The 25,589-nt window shown below is 35.4% G+C and carries 20 protein-coding genes and 1 tRNA gene; 15 read left to right on the top strand and 6 right to left on the bottom strand.

Annotation, left to right across the window (positions count from 1 at the left end):
• Nucleotides 1-26: 26 nt before the first annotated feature.
• Nucleotides 27-1,427, bottom strand: a complete 1,401-nt coding sequence (gene lpdA / locus MWU65_RS11515; RefSeq protein WP_247078097.1) for a dihydrolipoyl dehydrogenase — start codon at nt 1,425-1,427, stop codon at nt 27-29.
• 153 nt (nt 1,428-1,580) lie between these two features.
• Entirely contained in the window at nt 1,581-2,057 is a 477-nt protein-coding gene (locus tag MWU65_RS11510; RefSeq protein ID WP_247078095.1) for an Lrp/AsnC family transcriptional regulator, read from the bottom strand.
• 150 nt (nt 2,058-2,207) lie between these two features.
• On the opposite strand from MWU65_RS11510, the gene MWU65_RS11505 reads away from it, so the two are divergent.
• From MWU65_RS11505 to ribB, 11 genes are all read left to right on the top strand, one after another.
• Nucleotides 2,208-3,416, top strand: coding sequence for an aminotransferase class I/II-fold pyridoxal phosphate-dependent enzyme (locus MWU65_RS11505; protein ID WP_247078093.1), 1,209 nt, complete (start codon nt 2,208-2,210; stop codon nt 3,414-3,416).
• 78 nt (nt 3,417-3,494) lie between these two features.
• A complete protein-coding gene (gene nhaC / locus MWU65_RS11500; RefSeq protein WP_247078092.1) occupies nt 3,495-4,958 on the top strand; it encodes a Na+/H+ antiporter NhaC in 1,464 nt (487 codons plus the stop codon).
• Between the two features lie 129 nt (nt 4,959-5,087).
• Nucleotides 5,088-5,732: a peroxiredoxin gene (locus MWU65_RS11495; RefSeq protein WP_247078091.1), complete on the top strand. Its 645-nt coding sequence runs from the start codon at nt 5,088-5,090 to the stop codon at nt 5,730-5,732.
• A 14-nt stretch (nt 5,733-5,746) separates the two neighbouring features.
• Nucleotides 5,747-6,061, top strand: coding sequence for a thioredoxin family protein (locus MWU65_RS11490; protein ID WP_247078090.1), 315 nt, complete (start codon nt 5,747-5,749; stop codon nt 6,059-6,061).
• The gene (locus MWU65_RS11485) at nt 6,042-6,299 is read left to right on the top strand and encodes a hypothetical protein (RefSeq protein WP_247078089.1); all 258 of its coding nucleotides are present in this window, start codon (nt 6,042-6,044) and stop codon (nt 6,297-6,299) included. The genes MWU65_RS11490 and MWU65_RS11485 overlap by 20 nt, the downstream gene beginning before the upstream one ends.
• A gap of 279 nt (nt 6,300-6,578) precedes the next feature.
• Nucleotides 6,579-7,076 carry a thiol peroxidase gene (tpx, locus tag MWU65_RS11480; RefSeq protein ID WP_247078088.1) on the top strand — a complete coding sequence of 166 codons (498 nt, stop codon included), beginning with the start codon at nt 6,579-6,581 and terminating at the stop codon, nt 7,074-7,076.
• Nucleotide 7,077: 1 nt separating this feature from the next.
• A complete protein-coding gene (locus MWU65_RS11475) occupies nt 7,078-7,449 on the top strand; it encodes a diacylglycerol kinase family protein (RefSeq protein ID WP_247078087.1) in 372 nt (123 codons plus the stop codon).
• Between the two features lie 44 nt (nt 7,450-7,493).
• A complete protein-coding gene (locus tag MWU65_RS11470) occupies nt 7,494-9,884 on the top strand; it encodes a DNA translocase FtsK (RefSeq protein WP_247078085.1) in 2,391 nt (796 codons plus the stop codon).
• Nucleotides 9,885-9,894: 10 nt separating this feature from the next.
• Entirely contained in the window at nt 9,895-10,536 is a 642-nt protein-coding gene (locus tag MWU65_RS11465; RefSeq protein WP_247078264.1) for an outer membrane lipoprotein carrier protein LolA, read from the top strand.
• Between the two features lie 4 nt (nt 10,537-10,540).
• Nucleotides 10,541-12,052, top strand: coding sequence for an LptF/LptG family permease (locus MWU65_RS11460; protein WP_281501033.1), 1,512 nt, complete (start codon nt 10,541-10,543; stop codon nt 12,050-12,052).
• Nucleotides 12,052-13,182 (top strand): 3,4-dihydroxy-2-butanone-4-phosphate synthase, encoded by a 1,131-nt coding sequence (ribB, locus tag MWU65_RS11455; RefSeq protein WP_247078083.1) that lies wholly within the window; start codon nt 12,052-12,054, stop codon nt 13,180-13,182. The genes MWU65_RS11460 and ribB overlap by 1 nt, the downstream gene beginning before the upstream one ends.
• Nucleotides 13,183-13,254: 72 nt before the next feature.
• Here ribB and MWU65_RS11450 read toward each other — a convergent pair whose 3' ends face one another.
• On the bottom strand, nt 13,255-14,448 hold the full coding sequence (locus tag MWU65_RS11450; protein WP_247078081.1) for a DegT/DnrJ/EryC1/StrS family aminotransferase: 1,194 nt from the start codon (nt 14,446-14,448) through the stop codon (nt 13,255-13,257).
• A gap of 88 nt (nt 14,449-14,536) precedes the next feature.
• Entirely contained in the window at nt 14,537-15,169 is a 633-nt protein-coding gene (locus MWU65_RS11445) for a nitroreductase family protein (protein WP_247078080.1), read from the bottom strand.
• Nucleotides 15,170-15,500: 331 nt separating this feature from the next.
• Between MWU65_RS11445 and MWU65_RS11440 the strand changes: the two genes are divergently transcribed.
• The 4 genes from MWU65_RS11440 (at nt 15,501) to MWU65_RS11425 (ending at nt 24,219) form a co-directional block, all read left to right on the top strand.
• Nucleotides 15,501-20,486, top strand: a complete 4,986-nt coding sequence (locus MWU65_RS11440) for a translocation/assembly module TamB domain-containing protein (RefSeq protein WP_247078078.1) — start codon at nt 15,501-15,503, stop codon at nt 20,484-20,486.
• A 2-nt stretch (nt 20,487-20,488) separates the two neighbouring features.
• Nucleotides 20,489-22,774 carry a BamA/TamA family outer membrane protein gene (locus MWU65_RS11435; protein WP_348646035.1) on the top strand — a complete coding sequence of 762 codons (2,286 nt, stop codon included), beginning with the start codon at nt 20,489-20,491 and terminating at the stop codon, nt 22,772-22,774.
• Nucleotides 22,775-22,964: 190 nt separating this feature from the next.
• A tRNA-Ser gene (locus MWU65_RS11430) sits at nt 22,965-23,049 on the top strand.
• A 258-nt stretch (nt 23,050-23,307) separates the two neighbouring features.
• The gene (locus MWU65_RS11425) at nt 23,308-24,219 is read left to right on the top strand and encodes a YihY/virulence factor BrkB family protein (RefSeq protein WP_247078076.1); all 912 of its coding nucleotides are present in this window, start codon (nt 23,308-23,310) and stop codon (nt 24,217-24,219) included.
• A 37-nt stretch (nt 24,220-24,256) separates the two neighbouring features.
• On the opposite strand, the gene MWU65_RS11420 is transcribed toward MWU65_RS11425, so the two are convergent.
• Together MWU65_RS11420 and MWU65_RS11415 are read right to left on the bottom strand one after the other, a co-directional pair.
• Entirely contained in the window at nt 24,257-24,688 is a 432-nt protein-coding gene (locus tag MWU65_RS11420; protein ID WP_247078074.1) for an MgtC/SapB family protein, read from the bottom strand.
• A gap of 663 nt (nt 24,689-25,351) precedes the next feature.
• Nucleotides 25,352-25,589 (bottom strand): hypothetical protein (locus MWU65_RS11415; RefSeq protein ID WP_247078073.1); only part of this gene is annotated, 238 nt, incomplete at its 5' end.

Below are 25,589 nucleotides of genomic sequence, written 5' to 3'. Positions count from 1 at the left end.
GCCTTTTTTAATATTAAAAATTAGTTTTATACATGTAATGCTCTATCTCCAGTTGCCGCCAAAGCAGCTTCCTTGATAGCTTCAGTAAATGTTGGGTGTGCATGTGACATTCTAGACACATCTTCTGCACTTGCTCTATACTCCATAGCAACAACAGCTTCCGCAATCATATCTGCAGCACGTGCCCCTACCATATGAACTCCTAAAATTTCATCGGTTTTTTCATCTGCCAATATTTTTACAAATCCGTCTAAATCCATACTAGCTCTAGACCTTCCTAAAGCACGCATTGGAAATTGCCCAGTTTTGTAAGCTACTCCAGCCTCTTTAAGCTGCTCCTCAGTCTTCCCAACAGCAGCAACTTCTGGCCAAGTATAAACTACACCCGGTATTAGATTATAATCTATATGTGGTTTTTGTCCCGCTATAGTTTCTGCAACAAAAACACCCTCTTCTTCAGCTTTATGAGCTAGCATAGCCCCTTTAATGACATCACCAATGGCATAAATATTAGCTGTTGAGGTCTGTAAATGTTCATTGACATCTACCATGCCTCTATCCGTTAATTTCACCCCTGCAGCTTCAGCATTTAAGCCTTCTGTATAAGCCTGTCTTCCAACAGATACCAAGCAATAATCGCCTATAAACGTTACTTCTTCACCTTTTTTATTATCGGCCTTAACAATAACTTCATCTCCTTTACGCTCCACAGATTTTACTTTGTGCGATGTATTTATTTTAAATTTTTGCTTCTTTAAAACCTTATTTAGTTCTTTAGACAAACCGGCATCCATTGTAGGAATAATTCGATCCATATACTCAACCACAGAAACCTCTGCCCCTAATCTTTTGTATACTTGTCCTAGCTCTAAACCAATAACACCACCCCCAATAACAATTAAATGTTTCGGTATTTCTTTCAATTTTAACGCTTCCGTAGAAGTGATTACACGCTCTTTATCTAATTTGATAAAAGGCAATGAAGATGGTTTACTACCTGTTGCAATAATGGTATTTTTAGCTTCTATCTCTATTGTTTCTTTCCCTGTTATGGTAATATGAGTAGCATCTTTAAAAGCTCCTAAACCTTCATAAACGTCTATTTTATTCTTTTTCATTAAAAAGTCTATTCCCCCTGTAGTTTGATCTACGACGGCTTGTTTACGAGCAATCATTTTTTCAAGATTGACTTTAATTTCACCTGGAATATCAATCCCATGTTCCTCAAAATGCTTTACAGCGTCTTCATAATGATGCGAAGAATCTAACAAAGCCTTAGATGGTATACAGCCAACATTAAGACATGTACCCCCCAAAGTTGAATATTTTTCTATTATTGCAGTTTTCATTCCTAATTGTGCACAACGTATCGCTGCAACATATCCTCCAGGACCTGAGCCAATAATGGCAACATCATATGAATTCATATATTTCTCTTTAATTAAAGTCGTAAAATTAGCATTATTTTCTGTGGTTATAAAATTAAACCAATATAATGCAGGTATAATTAACCCCTAATCATTATTCTCTAAGCACTTCACTTTTAACTGCTGCCTTTTTCCCTCAAAAATTTTTCCTTTTTACACAACATCACACCCAACAGCTATGGACGTAGTATGTTTTACTTCATTTATTACAAAAGTACTTTGGGTGCTACCGATATGCTTTAATACCGTAAGTTTTGTCACCATAAAGTCTCTGTAAGCATCCATATCTGAAACCAAAACCTTTAAAATATAATCGTAATCACCACTTACATGATAACATTCTACTACTTCTGGTAATTTTTGAACTTCCCGCTCAAACTTCAAAACAAATTCCTTGGCATGCTGTATGAGTTTAATATGACACAACACTACAAATGATCGCTTTACCACCTTTTTATCTACCAATGCCACATATTTGGTGATTGCACCAACACGTTCTAACCGCTTAATACGCTCATAGACAGCAGTAACGGATAAATTTAATTGATAGGCATATTCTTTTGTTGTTTTCTTGCAATCCTCTTGCAATAACTCCAAAAGCTTCCTGTCGGTTTCATCAAACTTTGTCATAGTCTATTTTCTTTGGATGGAACTATAATTCAAAATTATAGATTTAAAATCTATCATTTTGAGTAATAATAGTTTTATATTAATCTAATTTTAATTTTAATTGACAATATAACTATTAAAAAGTACATTTAACGTATAAAAACTACAAAAATGGATTCTAAAGCATCAGACAACATACTAGATTTACAATATTTTGGAGAATTTGGAGGTGTTAACCCTTCAATTTCTGATTCCTCCACCTACACCTTTATATCAGCAAAAACAATGTTTGATACTTTTGAAGGCAATACAGAAGGTTGTTATTTATACACCAGACACTCTTCCCCTTCTAACCTTTATTTAGGGGAAGCATTAGCTGCATTAGAAGGAACAGAATCGGCCAATGTATACGCCAGCGGCATGGGCGCCATAACCTCTGTTATTATGCAATTGTGTGATGCAGGCGACCATATTGTAAGTAGCAGGACTATTTATGGAGGTACCTACGCCTTTTTAAAAAACTTTGTAAAAAAGTTTAATGTAAATTCTTCCTTTGTTGATATTACTTCTATTGAAGCCGTAGAAAAAGCAATTACACCCCAAACCAAAATGATTTATTGCGAAGCCGTAAGTAATCCGCTTCTAGAAATTGCAGATATTAAAGCGCTTTCAATCCTAGCAAAAAAGCACAAACTACCTTTGGTGGTAGACAACACCTTTTCACCACTAAACATTACACCTGGAAAACTTGGGGCAGACATCGTTATCCATAGTCTTACTAAATTCATCAACGGTACAAGTGATTGTGTTGCTGGTGCCGTCTGTGGTACCACAGAATTCTGCTTAAGCTTAAAAGATGTAAACAATGGTGCTGGAATGTTATTAGGAAGTACCTTAGATAGCTTGCGGGCAGCTTCAATCCTTAAAAATTTAAGAACACTGCATATTCGCATTAAAAAACACAGTGAAAATGCAATGTATTTGGCCCAACATTTTGAAAAAGATGGTTTGCGCGTGGTATATCCTGGCTTAGGCTCTCATCCAAGTCACGCTCAAATGAATAAACAAATGGACCAAGAATATGGCTATGGCGGTATTCTAACCATAGATGTTGGCACCCTGGAAAATGCGAATGCACTTATGGAGTTAATGCAGGAACGCAATCTTGGCTATTTAGCAGTAAGTCTAGGATTTTACAAAACCCTATTCAGTGCCCCAGGGACATCAACTTCTTCTGAAATACCCCTGGAAGAACAAAAAGAAATGGGACTTTCTAATGGTTTAATTCGGTTTTCAATAGGACTAGATAACGATATTGAGCGAACCTACCGCGTCATGAAAAACTGTATGGAAAGTTTAAACATTATAAAAACGGTATAAAATAGCTTTCTAAAATTGAAAATTTGCAGGAAACATGTCAAAATCGTAATATTACGAGGTAACTAACTAAGGCATTTAATGAGCAACCAGAACTTAAGCACTTCAGACCCTAAAAATGAACATATTGTAGAAAATAAAGAATTAAATTTTTTTGAAGCCTTAATACCGGTATTCATCTTAATGAGTCTCTTGGCTTATAATATTTTTTTTGCAGCTGGTGAAATGATGGGGGAATACTCCAATCAGATTATTTTATTGATGGGTGGTGGTGTGGCTGCAATTGTTGGTTTTTTCAATAAAACAACCCTATTTACAATGGGGAAAGAAATTTTTGAAAATTTAAAAAGTGTACTTGTACCTATTTTCATCTTGGTATTGGTTGGTGCGTTATCTGGCACATGGCTCGTAAGTGGTATTATCCCCGCTATGGTGTATTATGGGCTACAGGTTTTAAATCCAACCATATTTTTACCGGCCTCTGTTGTGATAGCCGCTATTATTTCAATTGCCACGGGAAGCAGCTGGACAACCTCTGCAACTGTAGGTATTGCATTAATAGGTATTGGTACAGCACTAGGCATTCCAACAGGAATGATTGCTGGCGCTGTTATATCTGGCGCCTATTTTGGAGATAAAATGTCGCCTTTGAGCGACACCACAAATCTTGCTCCTGCAATGGCGGGTACAGATTTGTTTACGCATATTAGATACATGACCTATACCACAGTACCTACTATTGTAATTACATTGTTAGTTTTTTCAATTATTAGTCTAAATATTGATACAACAGGTACAGCAGATATTAGTGGCCTATTGGTTGCTATTAAAGAAACCTTTAATATAACTCCTTATTTATTTATAGTTCCTATTGTAGTCATCATCCTTATCTTATTTAAGACAAAGCCCCTTATTGCCTTAGGAGCCGGAGTTGTTTTAGCCGGTGTATTTGCCTTTATTTTTCAACCGGATGTTTTGGCCCAATTAGCAGACTCAAATACCACTGCTGTTATGCACTCCGTACTAACAGATACAGCCATCATTACAGATAATGAAACGCTAAATGAATTGTTTAGCGCTGGCGGTATGGAAGGCATGATCTGGACCATACTTCTCATTATATGTGCTATGGTATTTGGTGGGATAATGGACGGAATTGGAGCGCTTGCACGCATTACAAAGGCACTGCTCGCTGTTGCAACCACAACTTTTGGCTTGTTTGCTAGTACTGTTGTTAGTTGTTTGGGGTTAAATGCTATTGCCAGCGATCAATATTTGGCACTTGTTATTCCAGGAAAAATGTTTAAAAAAGCCTATGAAGACAGAGGTTTGGCTCCCGAAAACTTAAGTAGAACCTTAGAAGATTCTGGTACAGTAACCTCCGTATTAATTCCATGGAACACCTGTGGAGCCTATCAGTCTGGTGTTTTAGGGGTTGGGGTTGGTGAATATTTTATATACGCCATATTTAACTGGCTAAGCCCCTTTATGACATTGATTTTCGCTGCTTTTTCAATAAAAATTAGACAGTTAAAATCCAATTAATATTCCTTTTTAACCACACATAAGCAAAGCTTATTGTGTTATAAATAATTAAAATTTTATTCCGGAGTTTTAGGCAGTGATGCGGCTTATATTTGTAGGTAGAAAATAATAACCTTAAATATATAAAAAATGGCTTTTGTAGGAAAAAAATTCCCAGATTTAAATGTAAATGCAATGAATGCAATGGGCGACACTTTTAAACTTAATGTTTTAGAAGAAGCTCAAAACAACAATAAAAAAGTTCTATTATTCTGGTACCCTAAAGATTTTACTTTTGTGTGTCCAACAGAATTACACGCTTTTCAAGCTGCCTTGGGAGAATTTGAAAAAAGAAATACTATTGTAATTGGTGCTTCTTGTGATACTGCTGAAGTTCACTTTGCCTGGTTAAACACACCAAAGGATAATGGTGGAATTGAAGGTGTTACCTATCCAATTTTAGCAGATAGCAATAGAAACCTGGCTTCAACTTTAGGCATCTTAGACATTACTGACGAAACCTATAACGACGAAACAGGAGTAATTACTGTTGAAGGAGATAATGTAACGTACAGAGCAACGTATTTAATTGATGAAGAAGGAACCGTTTTCCATGAAGGAATAAACCACATGCCATTGGGTAGAAATGTAAATGAGTTTATTCGTTTGGTAGACGCCTATACACACGTTCAAGAAAAAGGAGAGGTTTGTCCGGCGAACTGGGAAGAAGGTAAAGATGCTATGCAAGCAAATTCTAAGGGTACAGCAGAATACCTATCTGCACACGTAAACTAAAAACTGAAACGATTATGTTATTAGAATTAGAAAAAGATAATTTAGCTGAAATCATAGCTAAAAATAATAAAGTTGTTGTTCAATTTTCTGCCACTTGGTGTGGTAATTGTAGAATAATGAAGCCTAAATTTAAAAAAGAGGCTTCTGAAAATGAATCAGTTACATTTGTTTTGGCTGATGCTGAAAAGTTTCCAGAATCTAGAAAATTAGCAAACGTGGATAATTTACCAACTTTTGCTTCTTTTGAAAATGGAACCATAAAAAATCAGGTTCAGACTAATAAATATGACGTTTTAAAAGATCTAGTACATGAAATTACCAATAATTAAACACCTTACAGGTTTTATAAAAGAGAACGATGAAGATTATGTTCTTGAAACTATTGAAACCTTAGAGGCGCTTACAGAAGTTTCTTCCTTAAAAGATGAAGAATTGGATGTGATTGGAGAGTTAATTTCTAATATGTATGGTGCTTTAGAGGTGCAGAAATCTATAAAAGAAGGTGTTCCTGAAAAAGAAGCTTTAAACCAATTTATGCAACGGGTTTTAGGCTCCATAGATAAATAGAAAACTTAACGAAGTAAAATAAAGCCGCAATTCTACATGTAGAATTGCGGCTTTTTATTTGTCATGCATACCACCCCAGCATCGGTTGGCTTCTAACACTCAAGAACTGTTAAAAAAAAGGGCAGCTATTCCAAAGTATAAGGTTTAACAATATCTTTGTCGATACTAATAATTAATTCTTATTACCTTTAAAAACAGCTGAAATACTTTTTTAACCAAAATAGTTACATATCACTCATATATTTTTTAATTTCACACCAAATTTAAAACGACACAGTTATGGCAATAGTAACATTAAAAGGAAATACATTAAATACAATAGGTACACTACCTAAAATAGGGAGTTCTGCGCCTGAATTTAATTTAACCAAGAACGATTTATCAACCGCTACCTTGGCAAACTACAAAGGAAAAAAAGTAGTTTTAAACATATTCCCAAGTATAGATACGGGTACTTGCGCACAATCTGTTAGACAGTTTAACAAAGACGCTGCTACTTTAGACAATACTGTAGTTTTATGCATCTCTAAGGATTTACCATTTGCACAAGCTCGTTTTTGTGGCGCAGAAGGGATAGAAAACGTTGAAATGCTATCTGATTATAAAGATGGTAATTTTGGAAAAACCTATGAAGTATCTTTTACAGACGGACCATTAGAAGCGCTTTTGTCTAGATCTATTGTTGTATTAGATGAAAACGGAACCGTTTTACATGCGGAGCAAGTTGCAGAAACTGTTGATGAACCAAATTACAAGGCTGCATTAGAAGTATTATAAAATGGCCAAAGAAAGTTTTGCAAAAAACAGAATGCGCAGTATTGGTTTTGCCCTAAAGGGTGCATTGCTACTTTTAAAAACAGAAGCAAGCATTAAAGTTCAATTTTTTATTGGTATTTTAATGACGGCTCTAGGTTTTTATTATGAGATTTCATCCATAGAATGGATTTTGCAAATCATTGCCATTGGTTTGGTTATGGGCATTGAAGGCTTAAATACTGCGGTTGAAAAAATTGCAGATTACATACAACCGGAGTTTGATCTAAAAATTGGATTCATTAAAGACATATCCGCTGGAGCAGTTATGATCGTATCTATTGCAGCGACTATTATTGGATTTATTATTTACATCCCTAAAATATTTAATTTATAATTATTTCCAGGTGGACTAATTATTCTCAAGGAATACAATTTTTAATGGCTAAACGAACAAAGAAACCAAAAACAGCACCCTCTAAAAAGAAACGCACATTAGTTCCATCCAAGCAGAATAAAATCTTGTTTGGTAGTCTTATAATGCTCTTTTCTGTTGCTTTATTTTTTTCATTTATTTCCTTTTATTTTACATGGCAAGATGACCAAAGCCTTTTGTCTGAGTTTGCCAATAGAAATGAACAAGCCAAAAATCTATTGAATAAATTTGGGGCCACTATTGGGCACTGGTTTTTATATAAAGGATTTGGTTTAGCCTCCTTTATTTTCCCTGTATTATTGTTTTTAACAGGGCTGTCTTTATTTTTTAGTTTGGGCAGGCAAGGTTTAGTTCGAAAATGGATATGGGGCCTTATATTTGTTCTTTGGCTCTCTATTGCGCTAGGATTTTTTGCTGGAAAGTGGCCTTTGTTAGGTGGACTAGTCGGATATGAAATGAACGATTTTCTTCAGGATTTTGCTGGGAAAATTGGCGTATTTCTGTTGTTATTGTTTGGATTAATCTTTATCCTTGTGCGCTTGTTTAAATTTACACCAGATAAAACCTTACATTACTTTAAACAAAAAAAAGCGGCACTATCGGAAGAATTTAAATCAACGGCTACTGCAAATTCGGTAAATGATTCGCTTGCTCCTGAAAAAGAGGAAGCCCCCGTTATTATTGATACCTACACCCATAAAGAGCATATCCCTCCCATTCAAAAAGAAAAAGAAACACCTACAGATAATTTTGAGGTTACCGTTGCTCAGGAAGAAGATGAGGACGCCGAAGACAAACTTGCTATGGAGGTAGAAAAGGTTGTTGAAGAAAAAGAAGAAAAAGACAATCTAGCAGATAAGTTAGTTGATGATTTTGGTGAGTTTGATCCCACCTTAGAACTGTCTAATTACAAATTTCCCCATATTGACCTTCTTGACCAACACGGTTCTGGTGGTGGTATTACTATAAATCAAGAAGAATTAGAGGAAAACAAGAATAAGATTGTTGAGACTTTAAAAAACTACAAAATTGGTATTGCACAAATAAAAGCAACGATTGGTCCTACTGTAACTTTGTATGAAATTGTACCAGAGGCAGGGGTCCGAATTTCTAAAATTAAAAACTTAGAAGATGATATTGCTTTGTCATTAGCTGCCTTGGGCATCCGAATCATTGCTCCAATTCCCGGTAAAGGAACCATCGGTATAGAAGTGCCTAATAAAAACCCATCTATAGTTTCCATGCGTTCGGTAATTGCTAGTACTAGATTTCAGAAAGCAGAAATGGAGCTCCCCATAGCCTTTGGAAAAACCATAAGCAATGAAACCTTGGTGGTAGATTTAGCCAAAATGCCTCATTTACTAATGGCCGGTGCTACAGGACAAGGTAAGTCTGTGGGGCTCAATGCCGTATTAACCTCTTTACTGTATAAAAAGCATCCAGCTGAAGTTAAGTTCGTTTTGGTAGATCCTAAAAAAGTAGAACTTACTTTATTTAATAAGATAGAACGTCACTTTTTAGCCAAATTGCCAGATTCAGAAGATGCCATTATAACCGATAATGCTAAGGTTATAAATACGTTGAATTCGCTTTGTATTGAAATGGATAATCGGTATGAATTGCTCAAATTAGCAATGGTACGCAATATTAAAGAGTACAATGTTAAATTTAAAACTCGTAAATTAAACCCTAACGATGGGCATATGTTTTTACCCTATATTGTTTTGGTTATCGATGAGTTTGCAGATCTTATTATGACGGCTGGGAAAGAGGTAGAAACACCGATAGCACGTTTAGCACAGTTGGCTAGAGCTATTGGCATCCATTTAATTATTGCAACACAAAGACCGTCTGTAAACGTAATTACGGGTATCATAAAGGCGAACTTCCCTGCAAGAATTGCTTTTAGAGTAACCTCCAAGATAGATTCAAGAACAATTCTTGATGCACAAGGTGCAGATCAGCTCATTGGACGTGGAGATATGCTCTATACCCAGGGCAATGATGTTACCCGCGTACAATGTGCCTTTGTAGACACACCAGAAGTAGAACGCATCACAGGCTATATAGGAGGACAACGCGCCTATGCAGATGCCTATTTACTACCGGAATATGTAGGTGGAGACGAGTCTGGCACAAGTATTGATTATAATATTTCGGATAGGGATGCTTTGTTTAGAGATGCTGCCGAAGTGATTGTCATTGCACAGCAAGGATCTGCCTCCCTAATACAACGAAAATTAAAATTAGGCTATAATAGGGCTGGTAGAATCATAGACCAATTAGAAGCCGCCGGAATTGTAGGACAGTTTGAGGGAAGTAAAGCAAGACAAGTACTTCTCCCAGATATGATTGCATTAGACCAATTTTTTGAAAATGAAAAAAACAACAATTAATACCATACCAATGAAAAAATTAGGGGTTTTATTATTTATTTTGATGGCAAACGTGACGTTAGGACAAAATTCCGCTAAGGCTAAGGCCTTATTAGATGAGGTGTATCAAAAAGTAAATAGCTACGATAATATTTTTGTTGACTTTAAACACTCTTTGAACAACAGCGATGCTAATATCAATAGAGAAACAAGAGGTGATGTAACCTTACAAGGAGAAAAGTATCTTTTTAATTATTTAGGCTCCAAGCAATTGTTTGACGGTAAAAAAGTATATACTATTGTACCAGACAATGAAGAAGTAACCATAGAAGAAAAGTCGGACGATGACAATGCTATAACACCGTCTAAAATGTTGACCTTTTACAAACATGGACATTCTTATGATTGGGATATTCTTCAAAATATGAATGGTAGAAAAATCCAGTATGTACGTTTAACACCAATTGACTCTAATTCTGAAATAAAATCCAGACTTTTAGGAATTGATATTGAAACAAAGCACATTTACAACCTTATAGAAACCGGTAAAAATGGGACGAAAACCACTATTACTGTTAATTCTTTTAAAACAAATCAAACTTTATCAAAAAGCTTATTTACTTTTGACGTTAAAAAGTACGAAGATAGTGGGTACTACATCATAAGAAACTAAGCCATTGAAACTACTAGATCGCTACATTTTAGGCAAATTTCTCTCTAACTTTTTAAGTTCGTTTGCCATCTTGATGGTAATATTTATATTCCAAACCATTTGGCTTTATATTGGTGATTTAGCAGGCAAAGGTTTAGACCTTGTGATTATTGGCAAGTTTATTTTTTACTTTATGCCAAGCCTAATCGATAAAGTATTGCCACTTACCGTTGTACTCTCCTCTATTTTAACTTTTGGTACGCTTGCAGAGAATTATGAATTTGCAGCCATGAAAGCCTCTGGAATCTCCTTACAACGGGCTATGCGTACCCTTATCGTTTTTGTATTGTTCTTGGGTTTGGTTGCCTTCTTTTTTGCGAATAACGTGGCACCTGCCGCTGCCTTTAAGGTTTACAATCTAAAACAGAATATAGGAAGAGTAAAGCCGGCAGCTGTAATTACGGAAGGTGTGTTTAGTGATTTTGAAGGAATGAATATTAAGGTGGACAAAAAGTTTGGTGAAAATGATCGTTTTCTGGAAAAAGTTATCATACACCAAAAAGAAACTGGCGCCATTAGCAATGTTGTTATTAAGGCAAAAACCGGGGAGTTAATTAGCAGCAAGGAATCCCCTATTGTACAACTGGTTTTAAAGGATGGCAATTATTATAAAGATGTACAACCCAAAAGTGCCCTTAAAAAAAAGTTACACCCCTTTGCTAAGGCTAATTTTGATGAATATATTATAAATATAGCCCTATCTACTTTGGAGGATCAGGATTTGGAAGAAGACCGAAAAATAGATACAGATAAAATGAAAAATGTATCTCGGCTTGTAAAGGATATTGATTCTATAAGAAAAGACAATTTAAAAAACATAAAGGCTTTTTCAAAAAATATATCATTGCGTGCCGGTGCTTTTAAACCAGAAATTAACGCATCAAAAGCAGTATTAAAGGTTATTGAAAAGGTAAAGAGAACAACCAACGTGCACCAGACTGAAGAGTTGGTTACTCCAGAAAAAACAAAGGACTCCACTACGCTCGCCAACAACATCTTAGCATACTATGATGAGCAATCACAAGAACAAATCTTAAATAATGCGCACAGTGCCACTACCAATGTGCTAAACTCTATAGGTGCTCGAAAAAAAGAAATAGAAATCAAGTACCAACGCTACAACATTCATATTTTATCTTTACATAACAAATATGCCTTAGCTTTCTCCTGTATTGTTCTCTTTTTTGTAGGTGCACCACTTGGTGCTATAATTAGAAAGGGTGGGTTGGGTTTACCAATGGTCATTGCCATACTTTTATTCTTAACCTATTACTTTTTAGGTGTTTTTGTAAACAATTCAGCTAAAGTGGGTAAAATATCACCCGTAATTGGCGCTTGGCTCCCAACCTTAGTTATGCTTCCGCTAGGTATATTTTTAACCTTACGGGCAACAAATGATAAAGGATTGGTTACTTTTGGCAGTATCATAGATGTTTATGTAAATAAGTTTAAAAAGAAACCCAAGAAGACTGATTAATGGAAAGTAAAATACACCTTAATTCAATAGAAGAAGCAATAGAAGACATCCGCAAAGGAAAAGTTATTATTGTAGTTGATGATGAAGATAGGGAAAATGAAGGTGACTTTTTAGCTGCCGCAGAAGCCGTTACACCAGAAATGATCAATTTTATGGCAACCTATGGCAAAGGGCTTATTTGCGCACCCCTCACAGAAGGGCGATGTAAAGAGCTAGGATTGCACATGATGGTATCCAACAATACAGATCCCTTAGAGACGGCTTTTACTGTTTCTGTAGATTTACGAGGAAATGGTGTAACCACTGGTATTTCGGCATCAGACCGTGCAAAAACGGTACGTGCCTTTACACAAACTGATATTAAACCCCAAGATTTGGCTCGTCCCGGACATATTTTCCCTTTAGTAGCTAAAGAAGGTGGTGTTTTAAGACGAACTGGCCATACAGAAGCTGCCATAGATTTTGCACGCTTGGCGGGGTTCCAACCTGCAGGAGTGATTGTAGAAATCATGAATGATGACGGTTCTATGGCACGTTTACCACAACTGATGAAGGTTGCTGAGAAATTTGACCTTAAAATAGTTTCTATAGAATCGCTCATTGCCTATAGAATGGATCACGACAGTCTTATTGTAAAAAAAGAGGACTTCCCTATTAAAACCCGTTTTGGAGAGTTTAGGTTACACGCCTACCAACAAACTACCAATAACCAAGTACATATTGCACTGACCAAAGGGAACTGGAATTCTGACGAAAAAATCCTTACTCGGATTAACTCCACTTTAATCAACAATGATATTCTAGGTACATTAACCAATAATCCAGATAAAAAATTAGAAGATATGTTCGCCGCGATAAACGACGAAGGCAAAGGTGCCTTTGTATTTATCAATCAGGAATCACAATCTTTAAACTTACTTAACAGGTTATCTCAGCTTAAAGAGTTGCAAAGAGAAGGTATTTTTAAAGCCCCAAAAATAGATATGGACACCAAAGATTTTGGTGTAGGAGCACAAATATTGCACGATCTAAATATTAGTAAGATAAAATTATTAACCAATACAACCCAGGCAAGACGCGTTGGTATTGTTGGGTATGGTTTAGAAATTGTTGAGTATATTAAGTACTAAAACAGCGATTAAGACCTAAAAAAAAGCCCTTAAAACTAAGTTTTAAGGGCTTTTTTTATTTAACCTATGCAACTATAAAATAGACTTAATTGCTTCCGCCATTTTTACAGCTCTATTCTTTACTTCCTCGTCCGTCCATCCTAACTTGATCAAACAAGAGATGGTACGTCCTACCCATTGATCGGATTTAGAAAAATCAGCTTTGCTATAATCTGGCATTTGTTCTTTTACTTCATTAGGCACTTTACCCAAAGACGTCAAATTTGTTAGGTGTGACCATTTTCTGTAATAATGCCAATTGTTATCATACCAGTAAAAACAAGCATCAACACCTGCTTCTCCTAATGCTTTATGGGCTTTTCTAGTTAACTCTTCCGTAGGTAAGAAAATAGTAAGGAATGAATAATTCTCTTCCCCTCCCTCTGGAACGGTTCTATAAGTAACCTCTGGAATAGCCTCTAAAGCCGTACGCAATACGGTATACGTTTTTTTCTGAATGGCAATAAATTCATCCAAACGCCCTATTTGCGCTAGACCAACCGCCGCATGTAATTCAGATATTCTATAATTATACCCTAAAAATGGATGATCTTCCGCTCCCCTATCTTTTCCTATATGATCGTGACCGTGGTCAGAATAATGATCTGCATTTTTATAAAAGGTCTCATTATTGGTAATTACAGCACCACCTTCACCACAAGTAATTGTTTTTACATAATCAAAGGAAAAACAACCCAAATCACCATAGCTCCCTAGTGGTTTCCCTTCATAAGTGCCTCCTATAGCCTGACAAGCATCTTCTAATAGAATAAGGTTATTCTTATCGCAAATAGTCTTTAAAGCTCTTAAATTAGCCATAGAACCACACATATGAACGGGCATTACCGCCTTTGTTTTTGCGTTAACCGCATTTGCAACTGCAACCGGGTCCAAGGTAAGGGTATCATCTACATCGACTAAAACGGGAACTGCTCCCACAGATAAAATAGCTTCAAAGCTGGCTACAAAAGTAAAAGTTGGCATGATAACTTCATCCCCTGCACCAATTCCGGCGCTGGCCAAAGCCACAGTTAATGCAGCCGTACCACTACTTACCAATTGGGCGTGGTTTACCCCCATTCTCTTGGTCAAGGCCTCTTCTAATTCTAACGCTTTCCAGTTGTTGTTCCGTACGCCATCAAATCCGTAACGCATTAAAACACCTGAGTCTAGTACATCTTGTACCTCTGCTCTTTCCTTTTCTCCAAAAAATTCAAATCCTGGCATATATTTTAGTTTACTTGTTCTTAAATCTGTTTGGCAATACGCAAGGTATTCCTAGCTAACAATTTTCAGCTTGTAAAGTTAGTAACTTTTACTCTATTTCTACAATGCAATCTTCGGTGTCTTTTCGCACTTTTTTAAAACCAGAAAATAAGTCGTCTACTGCCCTATACCCTATGGGCAAGACTAAAACAGACGCCAATCCTTTCGAATCCAAATCCAAAAGTTTGTCGTATCCAAAGGGATCAAAACCTTCCATTGGGCAAGCATCTATTTCTTCAATTGCACAAACCGTCAGTAAATTACCGAGAATCAAATACGCTTGATTAATGGCCCATTGCGCGATTTCCTCTGTAGTTTTCATTTCAAAATTACGGACCATTTCCGCTTTAAACGGATCCAGTATTTCTGAACTTGTACCTCTTACCTCTTGTATTCTTTTAAAATAATTAAAGATATAGGTGGCATTAATTTCTTTTTCTCTGCACAAAATTAATAGATGCGATGCCTGTGTCACTTGTTGCTGCTGGTATGAATGGGCGGTTAATTTTTCTTGTAGCGATTTATTTTTCAATACAATTAACTTAATAGGTTGTAAACCGTATGAGGTCGCCGTTAAATTAAAAGCCTGTTTTAAAACTTCTATTTTTTGTTTTGATAGCGTACGCTCTGGATTAAACTTTTTTACCGCATACCGCCATTCTAATTTTTTTACAATATCCATCTAATTCATCAGCTTTATTAAAATAAGTATTCTTTTCGAAGCGCTCAACTGCTTATTTAAACCTGCAATACGGCTAGTGGTTGCAAAAATACTCAATAAAATATAAAGAAAGGTATTTAAACGGCTACTCCATTACTACTGAAAATTGAAAAATTAAGTTAAAAAAGCAAACGAGTTAAAAATTATTTCTCCAATGTCATAGCTTTAAAATTTAAAGTAGTATACTGATATAAATATATCCAATTGTAATAAATTTACTACTTCATATTTAGATTTGAATACAAACAGAAACATACAAGATAAAACAATAAAAAAACGAAAGTTTCGCTTTATGCGTCGACTAGTGCGTGTGCTTTTTGGTTTTTTATTTTTTCTGATATTGCTCATCGCTTTTTTACGAAGTCCTTGGGGACAAAGAATCATCGTTAACAAAGCGGTTTCTTATGTTTCTAACAAAACAAATACCAAAGTTAATATTGATAAGTTATTTATAACTTTTGATGGAAATTTAAAACTAAACGGACTCTTTTTAGCAGATAAAAACAAAGATACTTTATTGTATTCCAAATCCTTAGAAGCTAATATTCCACTGCTAAAAATAATCAAAGGAGATGCACTTGGGATTGATGATTTAGATTGGAGCGGTTTACGAGCAAATATTATTAGAAAAGATAGTATTTCAGGTTATAATTTTCAGTTTTTAATAGATGCTTTTGCCAGCACAGATTCAACTGAAACTCTTCCAAAAGACAGTATAACTAAACCTTTACATATTTTTTTAAAGAACCTAAAACTAAACGATTTTACGATCGATTTTAATGATGAAGTAGCTGGCATTGATTCTAAGTTTAAAATTGGACAGTTAAAAGCGAATTTAGACACCATAAATATTGAAAACCTTATTTTTAATGCCTCAGAAATTGAAATTTCTGACACAGATATCAAATTGATTCAAAAACCTACAAAAGTAATTGACACTACCAATTCAGATTCGCCGCTACCAAAATTTTCTATTGAAGAATTTGCACTTAAAAATGTTACAGCCTATATTAAAATAGAAGCTACTCATACCATAGCCAAGGTCAATATCAAGGATTTTTATTCTGAAATTCCGCAAATTGACCTTGAAAAAAACAATCTAGACCTGGATGTTTTACATCTTAAGAATTCCGAAATTCTTATACATACCGAGGCTGATGGAAACAATTTGAGTAAACCATCTGAAACAAAAATAAATACAGCTGATAGCGTTGCTTCAAATTTTCAATGGCCTGAGATACATGCTAGGATCGCAAGTTTAAATTTAGAAAATAATACTATACAATACAAGGTTGGAAATGCCCACTCACAAAAAAATATTTTTAATCCCAAAGCTATTTCTATTGAAAATAGCATTTTAAAAGTATCTGACCTATACCTTGAACAAGAGAGTGCAGGTTTTACATTAAATCAGTTTAGTTTTCAGGAAATCTCAGGAATAGATTTAAAAAAATTATCTTTTAACTTTAAGATTACAAACAAAGAATTAGCCCTTTCAGTCTTAGACTTGCAATTAAATGACAATACCATTACCGGTAATGCTAGGCTAAATTATTCCGGTATTTCGCAATTCTTAAAAACTCCTGAATCCACTAAATTCACTTTAAACATACCTTCGTTTAACATTAGTACTTCAGATGCTTTTAAGTTTCAATCAGCCTTAAAAAACAATAAATATCTAAAAACATTAAGTAAAAACAACCTAACTGGACGTATACAAGCTTTAGGGACTTTAGACTCCATTTCGGTATCACAAGCCGAAATAAACTGGGGGAAATCTACCCAAATTTCAGCCAACGGAATTCTAACAAACCCCATAAAACCAAATGAGTTGTATGTTGATTTGCCCGCATTTTCTGTAAAAACCACTAGAACAGATTTAGTTCAGTTTGTAAATGAAAAAGATTTAGGAATTCAATTGCCAGAACAGGTTTTGCTTGCAGGAAACGGAAAAGGGGGTACTGCAGCGGTAACTACCCAAGTAAAACTAACAACAACCCAGGGCCTTGCAACACTCGATGCCCATATAAGAAATGGAAAAAAAGTAATTTATGAGGCCAATCTAGCCATAGAAAACTACAAGCTAAACGAACTTCTAAACAATCCACAATTAGGAGCTTTAAGTATGGAGTTAGAATCAAAGGGCAGCGGGAAAAATTTGAATGCCTTAAACGCAACTTTGGAAGCCACTGTTTCTCAATTTAAATTAAATAATTACGACCTAAGGAACCTTAACGTTTCTGGAGCCATAACAAATGGTAAAGGGAAGCTATTTTCAAAATACAAAGACGAAAATATAAACCTAAACTTAAATGGATCTGTACTTTTAGACTCTATTGCTACTGAAATAAATACGGAACTGGATATTGTAGGTGCTAACCTGCAAGGGCTTGGGCTCCTTACTAAAGCAGTAAAAACTGGGATGAAAATTTCTGCTAATTTTAAGGGAAATACCGAAGCTTTTGATGCGGATGCCACAATTGATGATGGTGTTTTAGTTTATGAAAATAGAACTTATTTATTGGGGGATTTTAATGCCTTGGCACATGTTACAAAAGACACTACAGCCTTTTCTCTAAAGAATAAAATGATTGAGCTTCAATTAAATTCTAACGCCAACCCACAATCCTTTAGCACTTCTTTACAGCGACATATAGTGAGTTATTTTTATAGAGATAAAACCGTTCCGGATACCCTAACCAATCCCGTGAACCTCGTATTAAAAGGGAAAATTTCTCAGTCTCCCCTTCTAAATGATGTGTTTTTAGCCAATGTAAACGATCTAGACACTATAAATATTGCTATCGATTTTCATGAAAGAGCGAGAAAACTAAACGCCTATATTACAGCACCTCATATAAATTATGCAGGGAATGAATTGGATAGTTTAACATTTAAAATGGATACAGATACGACCAACTTTAATTTTAATTTTGGTTTTAAAAACTTTACCGCAGGCCCTATCAACATCCCAAGCACTAAAATCATAGGAATCCAAACCAATAACGAGCTTTCACTCAGTTTTGTAGGCAATTTGGATGGAGACAAAATACTTAATGTTAAGGCCGACATTACGGGCAATCGCGAGCGACTTGTATTTAAAGTACTTCCGGACGATATAATTTTTAATAAGAGCAGCTGGCATGTACCACCAACCAATGAAGTTGTTATTACGGAAGGCAATATTGAATTTAACAACTTTGTATTTTCAAAACAAAATCAATCGGTTGAACTGACAAATAAACTAGCAAATAACACTAAAGAACATGCTGCCTTAGTATTTAAAAACTACAATATTAATGAGCTTTTTTATTATTTAAATCCTAAAATAAAGCTAGCTTCCGGTATCCTAAATACAGCATTTGTCCTTGAAGAACCTTTTGAAGATCCTAGGATTACTGCCAATTTAAAAATTGAACAATTCGAGGTTTTAAAAACGAAACTAGGTACCTTAGATTTTACAACCAAATTAGGTGCCAATAACACCTATGATTTAAATGCAAGCTTAAAAGGTGGTGCCATTAATCTGGATGTAAGTGGAGATTATAGGGCATCAGGCACCGAATCCAACCTTAATCTTGATGTCGCTTTACATGCCTTTAAAATGGAAGCTTTAAACAATTTTTCCTTTGGTGAACTCAAGGAAGGAAAAGGAACTTTGTCCGGGCAATTTAATGTGAAGGGAAGTACTGCAAACCCACAATACAAAGGGCAATTAAACTTTAATGAAGCTAGTTTTAATATTGCAAAATTAAATACTGGTTTTACTTTGGTTCAAGAAACACTAGAGATAGACAATTCTGGTTTAACAATGTCTGATTTTACCATTCATGATGAGGCTAAAAATCCATTGGTATTTTCGGGAAATATAGGTACAGAAAGTTTTTCAAACCCCTCCTTTAACCTAACCCTAAAAGCGAATAATTTTCAAGTTCTTAATGCCTCTAAGGAAGAGAATAATTTAATGTATGGCAAAGCCACTTTTGATGCCAATGGAAAACTTACGGGCGACTTAAACCTACCCAAGTTAGATGCTAAATTAGCGCTAGGCTCTAAAACTAATATTACCTATGTACTACCTACAGATGTAGCAAACATAGAAAATAGAGATGGCGTTGTCTATTTTGTAAATAGAGAAAATCCGGATGCTATTCTTACCCAAACAGAAGAAAAATCGGCTCTTATAAAAGGCTTCGATATTTCTACCGCAATTAAGATCCCTAAGGATGCAATAGTTACCGTTATTATTGACGAAGCTACGGGTGATAATTTTTCAGCCTCAGGCCAGGGAGATTTAATTTTTACTATGGCGCCAAACGGCATTATAAACCTTGTAGGAAACTACGAAATTGCAAGCGGACATTATGAACTAAATCTTTACAATTTAGTGAATAGAAAATTTAGTTTAGCCAAAGGAAGTAACATTAGCTGGGCAGGCGATCCCTTTGATGCAAAGCTAGAAGTGCGTGCCATTTATAATGTGGAAACTTCAGCTTCCTCCTTAATGGCATCGCAAATTTCGGGAACGGATACGTCCGTACAAAATAAATATGAAGAGGTTTTACCCTTTTTGGTGTATCTCAATGTAAATGGCGAATTATTACAACCCAATATTTCTTTTAGCTTAGATATGCCAGAAGATAAACAAGGGGCTATTGGCGGACAAGTGTACAGTAGAATGCAGGAAGTGAATCAACAAGAAGGAGAACTAAACCAACAAGTTTTTTCTTTATTAGTATTAAATCGATTTTATTCTAACACCAGTAGTGATGGCAGCTCTGGAGGTTTTGAAACACTGGCAAGAAACAATTTAAACGATGCTATTTCTGACCAACTTAATTCTATTTCTAACAAGGCTTTAGGTAAAACCGGGATTCAACTCGATCTTGGAATTGATAGCTATACCGATTATCAAGGCGATACACCAACCGATAGGACCCAATTGGAAATTGCAGCTCAAAAAAAGTTATTTGATGATAGACTTATCGTTCGCGTAGGAAGTGAAGTAGATATCCAAGGTGAAAGCAATACTACAAGTGAAACTGCGCCCATTATTGGTAACGTAGCCCTAGAGTATATTTTAACAAAGGACGGTAGGTACCGACTTAAGGGCTTTCGGAAAAATGAATTTGAAAATGTGATCGATGGGCAAACCATTGTAAGTGGAATTGCCTTAATATTTACACAAGAATTCAACCAATTTAGCGAACTCTGGGATGCTATTTTTCGCAAACAAAAAGAAACTAAAGAAATCAAAGAAACCAAAAACAACAACTAAGAGTGAATAAAACAGTTCCATATTATATGTACTTCTGCTTCTTCTTATTTTGTTTTTACTCCTGTAGTATCAACAAATATATCCCTGAAGACGACCGCTTGTATACGGGAGCTCAACTGGATATTGAAACGGATAGTATGATTACAAACCTAGATCAATTAAAAACAGAATTAGCAGCGGTTATACGACCAGAACCAAATTCTAAATTTTTAGGAATGCGTCCCGGTCTTTACTTTTTCTATAAAAATCAACAGGAAAAACCCGGGTTCCTAAACCGTTGGTTCTACAAAAAAATTGGTGAAAAACCGGTATATCAATCGAACGTAAAAATCTATGAAATAGAAGATCTTTTAAGAAATAGATTAGAAAACAATGGTTTCTTTTACAGTGCTATAGTATCTACTTTTAAAGAAACAAAGCGTAAGGCATCCGTAAATTACAAGCTTAAAGTAAAGGAACCTTATGTTGTGGAAGGTTTTCATTTGGATAGTTTAGGAGTACCAATTTATAGCGCTATTAAAAAAAGCATAGCGACCACCCCTTTAGAAAAAGGGATGCGTTTTAATCTTTCTCATTTAAAATTAGAAAGACAGCGAATAGATAAAGAATTAAAAACAAAAGGATATTATAATTTTAATTCGGACTTTTTGGTTTTTGAAGCGGACACCAACAGGTATAAAAAGAAGCGATTTGATCTGTATCTAAAATTAAAACCAGGAACCCCAACACCTGCAATTGTCCCCTATAAAATTAAAACAATAAATGTTTATTCTAATTATAATTTGCAAGATTCCTCAGCGACAAAAATAGAACGATACCAGGCCAAGAATTACATTCAGGAAGAGGAGTTTTTTAAATCGAGTCGGTTGGACAAATACATCACCTTACAAGAAGGTGATTTCTACAATTCAAATACATCAAAAAATACGGCAAGAAGACTTTCTACCATTGGTGCTTATAAGTTTGTGAACATACAGTACAAGGAGATCGATAGTGCGTTAACCGATAGTTTAGGGGTTTTAGAGGCCAATATTTATTTATCACCATTAACCAAAAGAGCTGTAAGAACAGAGTTGCAAGCCGTCTCTAAATCTAATAATTTTATAGGTCCTAATCTAGCGCTAACCTACAGTAATAGAAATTTATTTAGAGGTGGAGAAACTTTAAATACGAGTATAAATTTTGGTTATGAATCGCAGTTTTCAAGTGGGGACCAAGCGGGTTTAAGTAGTTTAGAAGTAGGCTTAAAAACCGAGTTGATTTTCCCTCGGGTTATAGCTCCATTTGGTATGGGTCAGCAATTTTTTAAGTACGCCATTCCAAAAACAAAAACAGGTCTGGGAATTAACTTCTTAAAACGAAGTCAGCTTTTTACCTTACTTTCTGGAAATGCAACCTATGGATATACCTGGGAAGCCAATGAGTTTATTACGTATGAACTTAACCCCATTGCGGTTAGTTATAATAAATTAACAAATGTTACCGATGAATTCCAGACCATATTAAATGACAATCCATTTTTACAACGAACCTTTGATCAAGAGTTTATTTCGGGCTTAACGTTTTCATTTACCTATAATGAAATGGTAGATACAGCTAAGGAAAGTCAGTTTTATTTCAATACATCCTTTGATACTTCAGGAAACCTTATAAGTCTTTTTGATAGCGAGAAAACGGTTGGGGCGTCCAAGGAATTCCTAGGCTTAGAATATGCACAATATGGAAGAGCTAGTGCCGACTTCCGATATCATTATAATTTTGGGAAAAATAGAGAACAAACACTAGCCACCCGCATTTTTGGAGGTTATGGATTGGCCTATGGAAATTCTGTAGTAGTTCCCTTTGTTAAACAATATTCCTCTGGCGGTCCGTATAGTATTCGAGCCTTTAGAACTCGTTCAATAGGGCCAGGTACGTATAACGAGGCCGTAGATGGTACTTCAACAGGCACCTATTTTGACCAAACCGGAAACGTAAGTATCGAAGCAAATTTGGAGTACCGTTTTCCTATTTATTCTTTTTTTAAAGGGGCCTTGTTTGTTGATGCAGGCAATGTCTGGAATACAAAACCCAATCCTACTTTTTCGGGAAAGGATGAATTTACTTCCAATTTTATAAATGAATTGGGTATGGGTACAGGGTTTGGACTCCGCATTGACGTTCAAGGATTTGTTATTCGGTTCGATTTGGCAGCACCATTTCACGATCCGTCCTTACCAAAAGGAGAACGTTACGACTTTAAATTTGACGAACCTCTACTTAATTTTGCAATTGGATATCCTTTTTAAACGTGATTCTTTTTAACCACTCTTTTTAGGAAGGCTACTACCCTCCTATTTTTGGGCCATATGGGCAGTTTAAGGAAGAAAGAATGCTGTTTTTTGGATCAAAAAAAATAAAAACAATAAAAAGCTTTTACCAAATAAAAAAGCTTCTTATATTTGCAGCCGCATTCAGGGAATACCTGATGAGACACTTGGAGAAATGGCAGAGTGGTCGAATGCGGCAGTCTTGAAAACTGTTGAGGGTCACACCTCCGGGGGTTCGAATCCCTCTTTCTCCGCAAAAGAAAACCCATAACGGAAGTTATGGGTTTTTTGTTTTCTAGAACAAGCCAAGTTTGCTTGGGTTTCTGAAAGGAAACAAAAAAACTAAATGCGCCTTGCGCATTGGAGGTTTTTATGTTTTTTCAGGATTTTGATCTGTGATACCCAGGTAATCTCTTTTTCACCACAACATGTATTCTGCTAAAAAAAACCTAAATATTGAACAATTAAATTGAATAATCTTAAATTGCTAGTATAATTTAAACCGTTTTAAATTGACAGAAACAACAACATCACAAAAATTTAAAATAAGAGACTTGCCTTCTTTATTAGTGAAAACCTATAAAGCTTGGGATGCAGAAAACCCTTTTAGACTAAGTGCTGTGGTTGCGTATTACGCGATATTGTCTATGCCTGGTTTACTAGTAATCATAGTGAATCTAATTGGCTCCATTTGGGGAGAAGAAATTGTTCAAGGAGAATTAACAAACGAGATATCGAGCGCATTGGGGAGAGATGCCGCAACTGCTATTGAGACTATGATTTCTGAAACTCGAGATGGAGAAAAAAATGTAATCTCGACAATTATTGGTATCGGCACCTTATTGTTTGGTGCTACGGGTGTGTTTTACCATCTGCAAATCTCCATAAATCAAATTTGGAAGATAGATTTAGTACCACAACAAACATTTTGGCGTATGCTAATAAACAGAGCAAGAAGCTTTACGTTTATATTAATCCTTGGATTTTTATTACTAATTAGTTTTATCGTAACCGCCGGAATCTCTGCCTTCTCGAAGTATTTAAGTAGTAGTTTTCCAGAGGTTATTGTGTATTTTACCTATTCTTTAGACATCCTACTTTCAATAGGTATGATTACCGTGCTCTTTGCCCTGATGTATAGGTATTTACCAAACGCGAAAATAAAATGGAAATCGGTTTGGATTGGTGCGTTCATAACAGCTATGTTATTTGTATTGGGGAAATTCTTATTAGGATTATATTTTGGAAGAGCAGATTTTGATTCCACCTATGGTGCTGCTGGCACTATGGTTTTAATTTTGCTCTGGGTATCTTACTCTTGTTTAATTTTATTTTTTGGAGCCACATTTACAAAAGTGTATGCAGAAAAATATGGTTTTGGGATACAACCCTCTATAGAATTAAAGGGTAATGAGAACGACTAATTATCGAAATTACAAGGTATAAACCCTTTAAAATAATCTATTTCTTTGTTGAAATTTTAAATTTTGAATCGATATAGCCAAAAATCAAATTAATAAGAACAATTAAAACTGTTAAAAAACCGAGTTCAACATACATACCAACAGCTGATAAACATCCAACAGAGGCACTACACCAAACTGTTGCCGCCGTAGTTAATCCACTAACACCACCCTCTTTTTTAATTATTACGCCAGCTCCTAAAAATCCAATCCCAGTAACAACTTGGCTTAATACACGCGTTAAATCAGTATTGTCTTCCCCTCTAAATTGAAGCGAAATAATGACAAAAACAGCAGACCCTATAGCGACCAAAGCGTTTGTTTTAAGACCGGCTTCTTTCCCTTTAAACTCTCGTTCTAGTCCTATAAAAAGTCCGGCCAGAGCTGCTATTCCTATTTTGAATAAAAATGTAGTGTATTCTGAATTCATATATAGTATATTATAAGTTACACCATTAAGTGAGTTTTTAATTTATGTAAAATACAATGATGATTCACCTTATATTAACTGTTATAATCATTTCATTAACCCAAATTGTTTTGGGCTATAAAGCATTACAGTTTTAAGGAAAAGCAATAAGCTTGATATAACTAAATAAAATTTGTTGCTTAAATGTACGCTAAGATGTATTTTATAATTTTAAGGGACTTGACCTATTAATTCCTTTGTTTTCTTTCCCTTGTTTAATCTATACCTTGCTCTCTTTCATAAGCTATCATCGCTTTGGGTCTAAAATTAAAGATCAATGCCCTGTACTGAGTTTCAATGCAATTCCCCGGAGGTACATCCATTATAAAATGTACACCACATTGGAGGAGCGCAATGCGTTACGCTTTATTAGTTTCCGTTTCACAATACAGTGTTCCTCCATTTGGAATGGTTTTTATGCTTGCTCAGGATTTTGATCTGAAATCACGAAAGGAAGCAAATCTCTCTTTCTCAGCAACAGGAAACCCACAACTGTCGTTATGGGTTTCCTGTTGCTTTACCATTTAAACTAGAATCTTCTTCTTAAGGAAGGCTTATGCTACACCCTAGTGAACATTAAAAACCTTGTGCTGCATTTCTATGCGCACCTCCTTCATATTTCTATTAATCCTGTAGCATTAAAACTACTTTTCCATTCGTTGGTATTTCACCATTGTTATTATCTAAAGTCACTTTTAATGAGGCACCGTTATTTGCCCTAACGTCATTTGCTAATACCAAGGGGTATACCGCCGAACTACCCTCCCTTTCAATAAAACGAACTTCTGAATTACTATAAATAGGCTTACCATCCGCAATCAATTCTACTCCAATTATCCGTACCCGAGACTCCCCTTCTGTA

Source organism: Cellulophaga sp. F20128 (assembly GCF_023015805.1).
Lineage (GTDB): Bacteria > Bacteroidota > Bacteroidia > Flavobacteriales > Flavobacteriaceae > Cellulophaga.
The sequence above is the reverse complement of the archived record's forward strand: the minus strand, read 5'-3'. Positions and strand labels throughout refer to the sequence as shown.